Origin of the sequence: Variovorax sp. VaC1 (assembly GCF_043658315.1) — a bacterium.
Taxonomy (GTDB): Bacteria; Pseudomonadota; Gammaproteobacteria; order Burkholderiales; family Burkholderiaceae_C; genus Variovorax.
In genome coordinates this window covers 554,327-568,085 of sequence record NZ_JBIGLT010000003.1, presented here as the reverse complement: position 1 = coordinate 568,085, position 13,759 = coordinate 554,327, and the positions used below count along the sequence as shown (strand labels likewise).

13 protein-coding genes are annotated in these 13,759 nt (G+C 67.9%); 8 read left to right on the top strand and 5 right to left on the bottom strand.

The window, feature by feature from the left end:
• Window positions 1-169: 169 nt before the first annotated feature.
• Window positions 170-1,603 (top strand): aldehyde dehydrogenase family protein, encoded by a 1,434-nt coding sequence (locus ACGLHS_RS14850; RefSeq protein WP_394480746.1) that lies wholly within the window; start codon window positions 170-172, stop codon window positions 1,601-1,603.
• 27 nt (window positions 1,604-1,630) lie between these two features.
• On the opposite strand, the gene ACGLHS_RS14845 is transcribed toward ACGLHS_RS14850, so the two are convergent.
• Window positions 1,631-2,569 (bottom strand): ZIP family metal transporter, encoded by a 939-nt coding sequence (locus ACGLHS_RS14845; protein ID WP_394480744.1) that lies wholly within the window; start codon window positions 2,567-2,569, stop codon window positions 1,631-1,633.
• Between the two features lie 11 nt (window positions 2,570-2,580).
• Window positions 2,581-3,216, bottom strand: coding sequence for a superoxide dismutase (locus tag ACGLHS_RS14840; RefSeq protein WP_394480741.1), 636 nt, complete (start codon window positions 3,214-3,216; stop codon window positions 2,581-2,583).
• Between the two features lie 192 nt (window positions 3,217-3,408).
• On the opposite strand from ACGLHS_RS14840, the gene ACGLHS_RS14835 reads away from it, so the two are divergent.
• The 5 genes from ACGLHS_RS14835 to glp all read left to right on the top strand — a co-directional run bounded on the left by ACGLHS_RS14835 (window position 3,409) and on the right by glp (window position 8,679).
• A complete protein-coding gene (locus ACGLHS_RS14835; protein ID WP_394480739.1) occupies window positions 3,409-4,128 on the top strand; it encodes a hypothetical protein in 720 nt (239 codons plus the stop codon).
• Window positions 4,129-4,214: 86 nt separating this feature from the next.
• Complete coding sequence (locus tag ACGLHS_RS14830) at window positions 4,215-5,492, top strand: serine hydrolase domain-containing protein (protein ID WP_394480737.1); 1,278 nt, start codon at window positions 4,215-4,217, stop codon at window positions 5,490-5,492.
• 54 nt (window positions 5,493-5,546) lie between these two features.
• Entirely contained in the window at window positions 5,547-6,710 is a 1,164-nt protein-coding gene (gene moaA / locus ACGLHS_RS14825) for a GTP 3',8-cyclase MoaA (protein ID WP_394480734.1), read from the top strand.
• Window positions 6,711-6,724: 14 nt separating this feature from the next.
• Entirely contained in the window at window positions 6,725-7,366 is a 642-nt protein-coding gene (gene mobA / locus ACGLHS_RS14820) for a molybdenum cofactor guanylyltransferase MobA (protein WP_394480732.1), read from the top strand.
• Window positions 7,363-8,679, top strand: a complete 1,317-nt coding sequence (gene glp, locus ACGLHS_RS14815; protein WP_394480730.1) for a gephyrin-like molybdotransferase Glp — start codon at window positions 7,363-7,365, stop codon at window positions 8,677-8,679. The genes mobA and glp overlap by 4 nt, the downstream gene beginning before the upstream one ends.
• Before the next feature lie 120 nt (window positions 8,680-8,799).
• On the opposite strand, the gene rnhA is transcribed toward glp, so the two are convergent.
• Window positions 8,800-9,249, bottom strand: a complete 450-nt coding sequence (rnhA, locus tag ACGLHS_RS14810; RefSeq protein WP_093241719.1) for a ribonuclease HI — start codon at window positions 9,247-9,249, stop codon at window positions 8,800-8,802.
• Window positions 9,250-9,301: 52 nt separating this feature from the next.
• Entirely contained in the window at window positions 9,302-10,072 is a 771-nt protein-coding gene (locus ACGLHS_RS14805; protein WP_394480727.1) for a class I SAM-dependent methyltransferase, read from the bottom strand.
• On the opposite strand from ACGLHS_RS14805, the gene gloB reads away from it, so the two are divergent.
• Both gloB and ACGLHS_RS14795 read left to right on the top strand, forming a co-directional pair.
• Window positions 10,071-10,850 carry a hydroxyacylglutathione hydrolase gene (gene gloB, locus ACGLHS_RS14800; protein ID WP_093240783.1) on the top strand — a complete coding sequence of 260 codons (780 nt, stop codon included), beginning with the start codon at window positions 10,071-10,073 and terminating at the stop codon, window positions 10,848-10,850. The two genes, ACGLHS_RS14805 and gloB, sit on opposite strands and share 2 nt — an antisense overlap.
• A complete protein-coding gene (locus tag ACGLHS_RS14795) occupies window positions 10,847-12,457 on the top strand; it encodes a transglycosylase SLT domain-containing protein (RefSeq protein WP_093240785.1) in 1,611 nt (536 codons plus the stop codon). Before gloB ends, ACGLHS_RS14795 begins: the two co-directional genes overlap by 4 nt.
• Before the next feature lie 46 nt (window positions 12,458-12,503).
• Here the strand turns inward: ACGLHS_RS14795 and ACGLHS_RS14790 are convergent, their stop codons facing one another.
• The gene (locus ACGLHS_RS14790) at window positions 12,504-13,697 is read right to left on the bottom strand and encodes a low temperature requirement protein A (RefSeq protein WP_394480724.1); all 1,194 of its coding nucleotides are present in this window, start codon (window positions 13,695-13,697) and stop codon (window positions 12,504-12,506) included.
• Window positions 13,698-13,759: the final 62 nt, after the last annotated feature.

Below are 13,759 nucleotides of genomic sequence, written 5' to 3'. Positions count from 1 at the left end.
CGCTCATGGTCATGTGCTTTTTCCACGGACCATATGGTTTTCACAGAGCCCCCCAGCTCATTAGTCTTTAAGTACTAAGTAGATTTGCTAAGGGCTGTCGCCTGATCGCCGCTCGGGATACGAAACAACCAGGCCGCGGTTTTTTCGCATTCGCGCAAAATCCCGCCCCATGCAGCTCAACTACATCGCCAACGCGGACGTTCCGTCCTCCTCCGGCCGCACCCTGCCGGTCATCGACCCTTCCGACGGTCAGCCTTTCGACGAAATCCAGCGCAGCAACGCCGCCGACATCGACTCGGCCGTGCGCGCCGCACGCGACTGCTTCGAGGGCGTCTGGCACAAGGTCAGCGCCGCCGACCGGGGCCGCCTGCTGTTCAAGCTCTCGCAGAAGATCGCCGAGCATGTCGACGAGCTCGCGCTGATCGAGCAACGCGACTGCGGCAAGCCCGTGAAGCAGGCGCGTGCCGACGCGGTGGCGCTGGTGCGCTACTTCGAGTTCTACGCCGGCGCCTGCGACAAGCTGCACGGCGAGACCATCCCCTACCAGGATGGCTACAGCGTCTTCACCTGGCGCGAGCCGCACGGCGTGACCGGCCACATCATTCCGTGGAACTACCCGATGCAGATCTTCGGGCGCAGCGTGGGCGGCGCGCTGGCGGCGGGCAACGTGTGCGTGGTGAAGCCGGCCGAAGACGCCTGCCTTTCGCTGATCCGCGTAGCGCAGCTGGCGGCCGAAGTCGGCTTTCCGGCGGGCGCGCTCAACATCGTGACGGGCTACGGTCATGAAGTGGGCGATGCGCTTGCGCGGCACGAAGGCATCGACCACATCAGCTTCACCGGCAGCCCGAAGATCGGCACGCTGATCCAGCAGGTGGCGGCCGAGCGGCATTGCCCCGTCACGCTGGAGCTGGGCGGCAAGAGCCCGCAGATCATCTTTGCCGATGCCGACCTGGATGCGGCCGTCCCCGTGATCATCAACGCCATCGTGCAGAACGCCGGCCAGACCTGCTCGGCCGGCTCGCGCGTGCTGATCCAGCGCGACATCTACGAGCCGCTGCTCGAACGCCTCGGCCATGCCTTCGAGGCCCTGCGCGTCGGTCCTGCTGCAATGGACCTCGATGTCGGCCCGCTGATCCGCCAGACGCAGCAGCAGCGCGTGTGGGACTTCCTGAGCGATGCGCAGCATGCCGGCATCCCGATGGTGGCGCAGGGCATCGTGGTCGAGGAAGCGCCCGAAACCGGCTTCTACCAGGCCCCCACGCTGCTGCGCGATGTGCCGGTGAACCACCGCCTCGCGCAAGAAGAAGTGTTCGGCCCGGTGCTGGCTGCGATGCAGTTCGCTGATGAAGACGAGGCCGTGGCCCTTGCCAATGCCACCCAGTTCGGCCTCGTGGCCGGTGTGTGGACGGCCGACGGATCGCGCCAGTTCCGCATGGCCAAGCGCGTGCGCAGCGGGCAGGTGTTCATCAACAACTACGGTGCGGGCGGTGGCGTCGAGCTGCCCTTCGGCGGCGTGAAGTCTTCAGGCTATGGCCGCGAGAAGGGCTTCGAGGCGCTGTACGGCTTCACCACGCTGAAGACCGTGGCCGTCAAGCACGGTTGAGACTGAACGCCGGCACCACGCCGGGGTTCAGCCCAACGCGGTGTCCAGCAGCATCATCAGCACGAAGCCAATCATCAGCCCGCTGGTGGCAAAGGCTTCGTGCCCCTTGCGGTGCGATTCGGGAATGATCTCGTGGCTGATCACGAACAGCATCGCGCCCGCCGCAAAGCCCAGGCCCCAGGGCAGCAGCATCGCCGAATGGCCGACCACGGCCGCGCCCAGCACGGCACCCAGCGGCTCGACCAGGCCTGAGGCCATGCCGATCAGCACGGCGAACATCCGGCTGTAGCCGGCCGCCAGCAGCGCCACCGCCACGACCAGCCCTTCGGGCACGTCCTGGATCGCGATGCCGGTGGCCAGCGCATCGGCCCGCAAGCCGTTGTTGGCCGCATAGCCGACGCCGATGGCCAGCCCCTCGGGCACGTTGTGCAGCGCGATCGCGAACACGAAGAGCCACGTCCGACGCAACTGCCTGGCCGACTGCCCTTCGCGCCCCTTGATGAAGTGCTCGTGCGGCAGCACGCGGTCCATCACCATGAGCACGAGGCCGCCCAGCAGGATGGCCGAGCCGATCGTGCCGCCCGCGGCCCATGGGCCACCGCCGAAGACACCCACGTTCTTCGCCGCCTCCAGCCCGGGGATGATCAGCGAGAAGGCGCTGGCCGCCAGCATGACGCCGGCGCCGAAACCGAACAGCGTGTCCTGCAACCGCTCCGGCAGTTTCTGCGAGAACACCACCGGCAGCGTGCCGAGCGCGGTCGCCAGCGCAGCCACCGAACCGCCGAGCAAGGCGTTCCAGACGATCGGGTCGGCGCGCACGACCTGCCAGAACTGCGACACGAGCACCAGCACGCCGGCGCCGACGATGGCCAGCCCGATCCGCTCGCGCACCGAGCGGACGGCTGCCGCCCTTGGCCGTGCCGGCACGGCCAGAACCTTCGGCTGTTGCTGCGTCTCGTCGTTCATGGGATCGCCCTTCAGCCGCCGGTGGCTGCGGCGTAGCGCCGCGCCACTTCGGTCCAGTTCACCACGTTGTAGAAGGCCGCGATGTAGTCGGGACGGCGGTTCTGGTACTTGAGGTAGTACGCGTGCTCCCACACATCGAGCCCCAAGATCGGCGTGTTGCCGGAGCCGATGCCCTGCATCAGCGGGCTGTCCTGGTTGCCGCTGCTCTCGACGGCGAGCTTGCCGCCCCTGGCAACCGACAGCCAGGCCCAGCCGCTGCCGAAGCGCGTGAGCGCGGCCTTGGTGAAGGCTTCCTTGAAGGCGTCGAAGCCGCCCAGGTCGGTGTCGATGGCCTTGGCCAGCGCCCCTGTGGGAAGGCCGCCTCCGCCCTGGCCGGCGGGCGCCATCACGGTCCAGAACAGGCTGTGGTTGGCATGGCCGCCACCGTTGTTGCGCACCGGCGCGCGCAGCGCCTCGGGCAGCTTCTCGACGCCGACGATCAGCTCCTCGACCGGCGGGCCCTCGTGCGGCGTGTCCTTCAGGGCCGCATTGAGGTTGTTCACATAGGTCTGGTGGTGCTTGCTGTGGTGGATTTCCATCGTCTGCGCGTCGATGTGGGGTTCGAGCGCATCGAAGGCATAGGGCAAGGCTGGGAGGGTGTACGGCACGGTTCGAAAGCTCCTTGGTTGAAGAGCCCTTTGCGTTGTCGACGTGCTGCGTACTCAGGCGTCCAGATGATAGTAATTCGCATTGTCTATGTCAAGACATACAACCCTCCGATGGTTCAAACAAGCCAAACCATCGGTACCAACGGCGACGCTCGATACACTGCACGCGGCCTCCTTTTTTGGGAGATACACATGCGTCTCGCAGACCAGCCCGTCACGATGAAGCTCAAGAAAAGTGCCCTGCCCCTCGCCCTGCTGCTTTGCGCGGGCCTCGCTTTCGCACAGACCGCCACGCCACCGGCCGGCGAGTACATCTACGAGGGCGGCAGCGGCGCGTTGCGCGTCAAGCCTGACGGGCGCTTCGACATCACCACCATCGGCAGCAACGCCCACACCTGTGCCCTCGACGGCACCATCGTGCGCGGCAAGGCCAAGCTCGGCGACACGAACTGCGTGGTGAACTTCGCGACCAGTGCCGACAAGGTGCAGGTCAGCACCAACGGGGCGGACCAATGCCGCGAAAACTGCGGCATGCGCGCCGGCTTCGAAGGCACCTACACCCGCCCCACTCCGGCCTGCACCGACAAGGCCGTGGCGAACTCCCGCAAGGCCTTCAAGCGCCAGTACGACGCGAAGGACTACGCCATCGCCCTGGCCACCTTGTCCCCCGTGCTTTCGGAGTGCGACAAGACCCTCGACTGGATCACCAAGGGCTGGATGCGCAACGACGTCGCGCTGACGCAGTTCAAGCTCAACGACCGCGCGGCCTGCCTCAAGACCCTGCAGCCGCTGGCCGAGGACGCCGCCCGCACCGACGACGGCATCAAGGAAAACTATCCGCCCGCCGATGCGGAAATCTTCCTGCCCGTGGTCCGCGCCACGCGCACGAACCTGAAGCTCTGCCGCGGATAGCCTCGCCGATCGCCCGCGCAGGGCAACAGGCGGCACCCAAGACCGCCGTGCCGAATTTCCATTCGCAACAAGACGGAGACAACACCATGAAGTTCTTCCAGCGCAGCCTCTGCGCCGCCGTGCTCGGCCTGGCCCTTCCCCTGCTCGCCGCGGCGCAGTCGCTGCCCACGGCAACGCCCGAGCAGGTCGGCCTGTCCACCCCGCGCCTGCAGATGCTCAGCGACGTGCTCAAGGCCGACGTGGCGGCCGGCAAGATCCCCGGCGCGGTGCTGCTGGTGGCACGCCAGGGCAAGGTCGCCTGGTTCGAGCCGGTCGGCAAGCTCGACCCCGCCAGCGGCACGGCCATGCCGCGCGACGGCATCTTCCGCATCTACTCGATGAGCAAGCCCATCACCACCGTCGCCGCGATGATGCTGGTGGAAGACGGCCGCCTGAAGCTCGACGACCCGATCGCCACGTACCTCCCCGAGTTCGCCCGCATGACCGTCGGCGTCGAGAAGCCGGGGCCCGACGGCAAGCCGGTGCTCGACACCGTGCCCGCGCGCCGCCCGATCACCGTGCAAGACCTCATGCGCCACACCTCGGGCCTGACCTACGGCTTCTTCGGCCCGGGCCTCGTCAAGCAGGCCTACAACGCGGCCAACCTGGGCGTGGACGATCCGACCAACGCCGAGTTCTCGCAACGGCTGGCCAAGCTGCCGCTGGCCTACCAGCCCGGCACGACCTGGGAGTACAGCCACTCCACCGACATCCTCGGCCGCGTGGTCGAAGTGGTGTCGGGCCAGTCGCTCTACCAATTCGAGAAAGGCCGCCTGCTCGACCCGCTGGGCATGAAGGACACCAGCTACTACGTGCCCGAGGCGGCACGCCAGCCGCGCATTGCCGAGCCGCTGGCCAATGACCGCAGCTTCGGCGTGGGGGCCGACTTCAACGATCCGCGCGTCGTGCGCAAGCTCGAATCGGGCGGCGGCGGGCTGGTGTCGACGGCGGGCGACTACGCACGCTTTCTGCAGATGCTGCTCAACGGCGGCTCGCTCGACGGCAAGCGCTACCTCGGCCCGCGCACCCTGGCGCTGATGACGGCCGACCACTCCAACGCCGGGGCCGGCATCGTGCCCGGCCCGCTCTACCTGCCGGGCCCCGGCTACGGCTTCGGCCTGGGCTTTGCCGTGCGCCGCAACGACGGCGAGGCGCCCTACCCGGCCGCCGGCGGCGAATACAACTGGGGCGGCGCGGGCGGCACCTACATGTGGGTCGATCCGAAGAACGAGATGTTCGTCGTGCTCATGCTGCAGTCACCCAAGTACCGCACGCACTACCGCAGCCTCACGCGCGACATGGTGTACGCGGCCATGCTCAAGTAGCCCGCGGCGCGCCGGCCCTTGGTCGATGGCGCAAAATCGGCGTTCGTCTCCACCATGAAGAACAGCAGCAGCACCGTCATTCCGATCACCGAGGTCGGACACCTGCGCCCCGCCGTCGCGGTGCCCGAGGTGCCCGTGCCCGCCACCGGCCTGCTGCTCGACCGCCTCGGCCGTCCCCTGACCGACCTGCGCATCAGCGTGACCGACCGCTGCAACTTCCGCTGCAGCTACTGCATGCCGAAGGACGTGTTCGACAAGGACTACAAGTACCTGCCGCACAGCGCGCTGCTGAGCTTCGAGGAAATGACGCGCCTGGCCCGCCTGTTCGCGGCGCACGGCGTGCGCAAGATCCGCCTGACCGGCGGCGAGCCGCTCTTGCGCAAGAACATCGAGGGACTGATCGAACAGCTCGCCGAACTCCGCACGCCCGGCGGCGAGCCGCTGGAACTCACGCTCACCACCAACGGATCGCTGCTCGCGCGCAAGGCCGCCGCACTGAAGGCCGCCGGCCTGCGGCGGGTGACGGTGAGCCTGGACAGTCTCGACGACGCCGTGTTCCGCCACATGAACGACGTCGACTTTCCGGTGGCCGACGTGCTGGCCGGCATCGACGCCGCACGGGCCGCCGGCCTCGGGCCGATCAAGGTCAACATGGTGGTCAAGCGTGGCGCCAACGACCAGGAGATCCTGCCGATGGCGCGCTACTTCCGCGAGCACCACGGCGGCAGCGTGGTGCTGCGCTTCATCGAATACATGGACGTGGGCGCCACCAACGGCTGGCGCATGGACGAGGTGCTGCCCTCGGCCGATGTCATCGCGCGCATCGCCGCCGAATTCCCGCTCGTGCCGCTCGAAGCCAGCACGCCCGGCGAAACCGCCCAGCGCTGGGCCTACGCGGACGGTGGCGGCGAAGTCGGCGTGATCAGCAGCGTGACCCAGGCCTTCTGCCACGACTGCAGCCGCGCGCGCCTGTCGACCGAAGGCAAGCTCTACCTGTGCCTCTTCGCCAGCGCCGGCCACGACCTGCGCCCCCTGCTGCGCGGCACCGCCAGCGACGACGAGATTGCCTCCGCCATCGGCCACATCTGGCAGGGCCGTGCCGACCGCTACTCCGAGCTTCGTGCGCTGCGCGGCCCGGACAACCACCACGACGACAACGACAGCAATGCCAACGGCAAGGCACCGCGCCGCGTCGAGATGAGCTACATCGGCGGATGACGCAGGCGGCCGCCATGCCTGCGCATGCCATCGCACCCGCCGACATCACCGGCCTGCTGCTGGCCGGCGGACGCGGTTCGCGCATGGGCGGCGTCGACAAGGGCCTGCAGCTTTTCAACGGCGAGCCGCTGGCGCTGCATGCGATGCGGCGGCTGGCCCCGCAGGTCGGGGCGCTCATGGTCAACGCCAACCGCAACCTGGCCGATTACGAGGCCTTCGGCGTGCCGGTATGGCCCGACAGCCTGGCCGACTACCCGGGCCCGCTCGCGGGCTTCCTGACGGGCCTGGCGCACTGCACCACGCCCTGGCTGCTGACCGTGCCGTGCGACACGCCGCTGTTTCCGCTCGACCTGGCTGTCCGCCTCGCCAAAGCGGCCGCCGCGAGCGACGCCGAAATCGCCATGGCCAGCGCACCCGAAGCAGCAGCCGACAGCGCGATGCCGCCCGTGTTGCGCCCCCAGCCCGTCTTCTGTCTTTTGCGCGCCGACCTGCACGACAGCCTGCGCCGCTTCACCGAAGCTGGCGGCCGCAAGGTCCACGCATGGACCGCCCAGCACCGCACCGTGGCCGTGCCCTTCGACCGGCCCAGCGATGCGCCCGACGCTTTTTTCAACGCCAACACCCTGGCCGAACTGCAAGCCCTCGAAAACCGATGAGCCGCATCGCAGACATTGCCGCCGCCCTGCCGGCCTATGACGCCGCCGACCTCAGCGTCGATGCGGTGCAGGCCTTTCTTTCGGCGCTGACCGCATCGGCAGCCGTCACGCAGCGCGAAACCGTTCCGCTGTTCGAGGCCCTGGGCCGCGTGCTCGCCGAAGACATCGTCTCGCCCATCAGCGTGCCGCCGCACGACAACTCCGCCATGGACGGCTACGCCTTCGATGGCGCGGTGCTGCCGCAGGATCCGCCAATCGATGCCTCCATCTGCCTGCGCGTGGTGGGCACGGCGCTGGCCGGCTCGGCCTGGCGCGGCGCGCTCGGCGCCCACGATGCGGTCCGCATCATGACCGGCGCGATGATGCCGCCCGGCCTCGACACCGTGATCCCGCAGGAGTTCTGCAACGTCGAAGGCGATCGCGTGAGCTTTCCGGCCAAGGTGCTGCGCCGCGGCGACAACCGCCGCTTCACCGGCGAAGACCTGATGAAGGGCCAGGCCGCACTGCGCCGCGGCGAGCGGCTCTCGCCCGCCGCGCTCGGCATGGTCGCCAGCCTGGGCCTGGCCAGCGTGCCGGTGCTGCGGCGGCTGCGTGTTGCCTGCTTCTCGACTGGCGATGAAATCCTGAGCCTCGGCGATGCGCCGCGCGAAGGCGCCGTGTACGACAGCAACCGCTACACCGTGTTCGGCCTGCTGGCGCGGCTGGGCTGCGAAGTGATCGACCTCGGCCTCGTGCGCGACGACCCCGCCACGTTGGCCGCAACGCTGCAACGCGCCGCGCGCGAGGCCGACGCCATCATCACCAGCGGTGGCGTCAGCGCCGGTGCGGCCGACCACACGCGCGACGTGATGCAGCAACTGGGCGACATGGCCTTCTGGCGCGTGGCGATGCGGCCCGGACGGCCGCTGGCCGTTGGGTTGATTCCGCGTGAAGAAGCCTCGTCACCACAACCGGCCGTGCTGTTCGGCCTGCCCGGCAATCCGGTCGCGGTGATGGTGACTTTTCTCGCCTTCGTGCGGCCAGCGCTGCTGCGCATGATGGGTTGCCACGAGGCCGCAGCCGCACCGCCACCGTTGCTGCGGGCGCGCAGCGCAAGCGCGATCCGCAAGAAGCCGGGCCGCACCGAGTACCAGCGCGGCTTCGTCAAGGCGGTGGCGGGCGCATTGCCCGAGGTGTGCGTTGCGGGCAACCAGGGCTCGGGCGTCTTGAGCTCGATGCTCGAAGCCAACGGGCTCGTGGTGCTGCATCACGACCAAGGCCCCGTCGCCGCAGGCGACGAGGTGGACGTGATGATGTTCGACGGCTGTATCTAGGTACTCCCCCAGGCTTCGCGCACTTCGTGTCGCTTCGCCAACCCCCTCGCCGGGGGCAACACCTGCAGCCCGGCAGAGCCGGTTCCGCGGTGTTCCACGAACGAGCCGGGGCTCAATCGATCAGATGCGTCCCAATGCCTTGTCAACGCCCTTGTTGGCCAGCATGTCGGCGCGCTCGTTGCCCGGATCGCCCGAGTGGCCCTTGACCCAGCGCCATTCGATCTGGTGACCGCCCTCGGCCACCAGCTTGTCGAGCCGCTGCCAGAGCTCGACGTTCTTCACGGGCTGCTTGCCGGCGGTCATCCAGCCCTTGGCCTTCCAGCCGCGAATCCATTCGGTGATGCCCTTGCGCACGTACTGGCTGTCCAGGTACAGCAGCACCTTGCAGGGCCGCTTGAGCGCGGCCAGGCCCTCGATGACGGCCGTCAGTTCCATGCGGTTGTTGGTGGTGTTGAGTTCACCGCCGAACAGGTCCTTTTCGGTGGCGCCCGACTTGAGCCATGCGCCCCAGCCTCCCGGGCCCGGATTGCCCTTGCACGCGCCATCGGTGTAGATCACGACTTCATTCAAACTGGCTTTTCCTTCTGCTTTCGATTCGATCATTCATTCAATTCATTCGTCTTCAATTCTTGCCGGCCTCGTGGCGATGCACCTTGCCGGCGATGGGCACGGGGGCCGTGGCGCGGGCACCGGCGCGGCGCCAGTCGGCACTCAGCAGGCGCATGCCGCGCACCCGCTTGACCGCAACCAGGAAGTAGGCCGCGCCGAAGATCGGCCACCAGCGCTCGCCGGCCGCGTCCATCCAGCGCGAACGCTCCAGCCAGGCTTCGCTGCGCACGGCCGGCCGGTAGATGCCGAAGCGGCCCGATTCCACCTCGAAGCTCAACAGCCGCAACCAGTCGCGCATCCGCCAATAGCCGATGAACTCCCCGCCTTCCGGCAGGAACAGGTCGCCGATACCCAGCTTGCGGTAGATGTGCGCACGGCGCTGCCGCATGCCCCAGAGGCTGGTCGGGTTCAGCCCGCAGATCACCACGCGGCCCTCCGGCACCAGCACCCGCTCGACCTCGCGCAGCGTGGCGTGCGGGTCGGGGCTCAGCTCCAGCGCATGCGGCATCACCACCAGGTCGAGGCTGTTGGCCGCGAACGGCAGCGCCGCGAAGTCGGCCAGCAGCGTCGCCTTGCCGGCCCGGGCCGGGTCGTCCAGCGCCAGCCAGCGGTGCGGCATGCGATTGGCGCGCAGGCCATCGACCTCCGCCGCGCCCAGCTGCAGCGCGTGGTAGCCGAACACATCGGCCACCGCCTGGTCGAACTGGGCCTGCTCCCACGCCAGCAGGTAGCGGCCGGGGGGGGTCGCGAACCAATCCTGCAAACCTATAATTTGACCGCTCATGACCCTCGTTCCGCTGCCCGCCTTCGCTGACAACTACATCTGGATGCTGCACGACGGACCCAACGCAATCGTGGTGGACCCGGGCGATGCCCAACCGGTGTTCGACGCGCTGGCGCGCCACAAGCTGCAGCTGGCCGCGATTCTAGTCACGCACCACCATGCCGATCACACCGGCGGCGTGGCCGCGCTGCACGCCGCCACGGGCGCACCGGTGTGGGGCCCCGCACGCGAACGCATCCCGGAGCCGTTCACGCCGCTTTCGCAAGGCGACACCGCCGAGGTGCTCGGCCTGCGCTTCCAGGTCATCGACGTGCCAGGCCACACGGCGGGCCACATCGCCTACTTCCTGCCGGCAACGGCGGGACAGGCGCCACTGCTGTTCTGCGGCGACACGCTGTTCTCCGGCGGCTGCGGCCGCCTGTTCGAGGGCACGCCCGCGCAGATGCTGGCCTCGCTCGATGCGCTCGCGGCGCTGCCGGGCGACACGCGCGTGTGCTGTGCCCACGAATACACACTTGCTAACCTGCGTTTCGCTCGTGCGGTGGAACCCGCCAACGACGATCTGACTCACTACAACGCGCGCTGCGAAAGCCTGCGCGCACAGGGGCAGCCCACACTGCCGTCGCAACTGGCGACTGAACGCCGGATCAACCCCTTTCTTCGCAGCCGCGAAGCCACTGTCCTTCGAGCGGTGCGTGCCCATGCCGAGCTTTCTGCCGATGCAGGCGAAGCCGATGTGTTTGCCGCACTGCGCCAATGGAAAAACGACTTCCGATGAAATTTATCGCTGCCACCTGCCTTGCAGGTTCACTGGTGCTCGCGGGCTGCGCGACCACGAACAACAGCTCCACACCCTCTTCGACCTCTCCCCAAGCCGCAGGCAGCACGTCTCCGGTCTACCCGCGCGACGCCCTCACCCCTCTTTCGAGCAGCCAGGCTCATTCGCAGAGCGTGGTCACGCTCGCGCCACCGGTCGACATGTGGGATCGCATCCGCCGTGGCTTCAAGATGCCCAACCTCGACAACGACATGGTGCGTGATCGCGAGCAGTGGTATGCCAGCCGGCCCGACTACATCCAGCGCATGACCGAGCGCTCGAACAAGTACATCTTTCACATCGTCGAGGAACTCGAGCGGCGCAACATGCCGACCGAGCTGGCGCTGCTGCCCTACATCGAGAGCGCATTCAACCCGCAAGCCATCTCGAGCGCGCGCGCCGCCGGCATGTGGCAGTTCATGCCCGCCACCGGCACCGACTTCGACCTGAAGCAGAACATCTTCCGTGACGACCGTCGCGACGTGCTGGCCTCGACCCGCGCCGCGCTCGACTACCTGCAAAAGCTCTACGGCATGTTCGGCGACTGGCAACTCGCCCTGGCCGCCTACAACTGGGGCGAAGGCAGCGTGAGCCGCGCCATCGCCAAGAACCAGCGCCTGGGCCTGCCCACCACCTACAGCGACCTCACCATGCCCGCCGAGACGCGCATGTACGTGCCCAAGCTGCAGGCGGTGAAGAACATCGTGGCCAATCCGCAGGCGTTCAACACCGAACTGCCGCTGATCGCCAACCACCCCTACTTCCAGACCGTCACGCTCACGCGCGACCTCGACGTCGAACTGGCGGCCAAGCTGGCCGACGTGCGGCTCGAAGACTTCCGCGCGCTCAACCCGGCCGCGCACAAGCCGGTGCTGATCGCCGCCGGCACACCGCAGATCCTGCTGCCGTGGGACAACGCGGCCGTGTTCCAGCGCAACTTCGATGCCTATGCGCAAGGCCAGTACGCCAGCTGGACGGCCTGGGTGGTGCCCACCACCATGACGGTCGCCGACGCGGCCCAGCGCTCGGGCATGAGCGAGAGCGACCTGCGCGCAATCAACAACGTGCCGCCGCGCATGCTCATCAAGGCGGGCTCGACGCTCATCGTGCCGCGCGGCGCCCGCGTCAAGGAAGACGTGGCCGCCGTCGTGGCCGACGAGGGCCACCTGAGCTTCCAGCCCGAGATCGTCAACCGCCGCACGACCGTCAAGGCCGGACGCAACGACAACGTGGCAAGCATCGCGCGCCGCTACAACCTCAAGCCCACCAACGTCGCCGAGTGGAACGACGTGAAGCCCAACCACGCCTTCAAGCGTGGCTACAGCGTGGTGGTGTACCTGCCGGTTCGTGCGACGGTCGCGGCCCGTGCGGGTGCCGGCGTGTCGGTGGCTGCCCGCGGCGGCCACACGGCGGCACCTCCCGCCAAGCGCGGTGGCGCGGCGCCGGCGAAGGCAGCCGCCTCGCGTGGCGGCCAGATCGTGAAGGTGCCCGCCAGCAGCAAGCAGCAGGTCGTGCGCGAAAAGCGCGGCGGCACGCCGGTCAAGACGCCAGCGAAGAAGAAGCACTGATGCGAAAAACCTGCCGGGCACAGCCCCGGCAGGCATCGGACGACATTCAGTGCTGCGGATGCGACTCCGCAGCCCACGCCCGGCGACGCACCACGGCCTCCAGTGCCGCCACGGCGATCATCACCACAGTCGTGAGCGTGCCCACCACCAGCATCGACAGGTGCGGCGCGAAGATCGCCAGCACTGCAAGCAAGGCCAGCCCGTAAAGGTGCGACTGCGGCAGGAAGCCACGCACCACCCGCTTGAACAGCGCATTGCCGAACAGGTAGAGCGCCGGCCCGCCGAGCAGGGCTCCAAGGTACTTCCACTCCGCGTGGTGCGAGCCCTCTCCGATCACCAGTTCGTCGGCCACCGCCGACACGATGATGCCGGCCACCAGGATCACGTGCGTGTAATGAAACTTGGCGCCCACGCCACCGGGGTCGCTCGAGTGCTCGATGACGTGCGTGGCCTCTTTCGCGCTGGTGTCGAAGTACATCCACCACATGGCCAGGCTGCCCGCAAAGCTCACGAGCAGCGCGAACAGATCCATCGAATGCCATTCGGCGTGATGCCCGAATGCGATGCCGGTGGCCAGCACCGATTCGCCCAGTGCCACGATCACGAACAGCTGGCAACGCTCGGCCAGATGGCCGCCGTCGATCGTCCAGTCGGCCGTCGACGAACGCCCCAGCCCCGGAAACCGCAGCCCGATCATCGGCGCGATGTATTCGCACAGCACGCCACCGAACCACAGGGCGAGGCGCGCCTGCCCTTCCGCAAAGCCACCCGCGATCCAGAACACCGCGGCCACGCAGTTCCAGGCCAGCAGGCGCCGGAAGTTGGGCGCCAGCGCGTGGTTGCGCCCGACCGCGATCAGCATGCAAAGCGTGCGGCCGACCTGGATGCCCGCGAAGCACAGCGCAAAGACCAAGCCTCGTTCGGCGAAAGCTCCGGGCAGGGCCGAAGCCATCGCCAGTGCCAGCAGCATGATTCCGAACAGGACGCCCCGGATGCGCAGCGTGCCGGGGTTGAACCAGTTGGTGGCCCAGGCCGTGTACTGCCAGCCGAGCCAGACCGCGAACCACATCACCAGCGTCTGGAGCGCGCCCAGCAGCGTCAGGTGGTCCAGCAGGTAGTGGGACAGTTGCGTGACTGAAAACGCATAGACAAGGTCGAAGAAAAGCTCTTCGTTCAAGACCCTGGCCGACTCGCCACGCGTGCGCAAGGTGCTCGCGCGTTCATTCTTGTTGTGTTTCAAGATTCACCCCCATAAGTCGTTGTTGCGCCCCCGGCGCGGGCGCGATCATCGCACGGTGAGGG

Coding starts and splice junctions, on each gene's coding strand:
- ACGLHS_RS14850 (WP_394480746.1), top strand. CDS start 170: ATGCAGCTCAACTACATCGCCAACGCGGACGTTCCGTCCTCCTCCGGC.
- ACGLHS_RS14845 (WP_394480744.1), bottom strand. CDS start 2,569: ATGAACGACGAGACGCAGCAACAGCCGAAGGTTCTGGCCGTGCCGGCA.
- ACGLHS_RS14835 (WP_394480739.1), top strand. CDS start 3,409: ATGCGTCTCGCAGACCAGCCCGTCACGATGAAGCTCAAGAAAAGTGCC.
- ACGLHS_RS14830 (WP_394480737.1), top strand. CDS start 4,215: ATGAAGTTCTTCCAGCGCAGCCTCTGCGCCGCCGTGCTCGGCCTGGCC.
- moaA (WP_394480734.1), top strand. CDS start 5,547: ATGAAGAACAGCAGCAGCACCGTCATTCCGATCACCGAGGTCGGACAC.
- mobA (WP_394480732.1), top strand. CDS start 6,725: ATGCCTGCGCATGCCATCGCACCCGCCGACATCACCGGCCTGCTGCTG.
- glp (WP_394480730.1), top strand. CDS start 7,363: ATGAGCCGCATCGCAGACATTGCCGCCGCCCTGCCGGCCTATGACGCC.
- gloB (WP_093240783.1), top strand. CDS start 10,071: ATGACCCTCGTTCCGCTGCCCGCCTTCGCTGACAACTACATCTGGATG.
- ACGLHS_RS14805 (WP_394480727.1), bottom strand. CDS start 10,072: ATGAGCGGTCAAATTATAGGTTTGCAGGATTGGTTCGCGACCCCCCCC.
- ACGLHS_RS14795 (WP_093240785.1), top strand. CDS start 10,847: ATGAAATTTATCGCTGCCACCTGCCTTGCAGGTTCACTGGTGCTCGCG.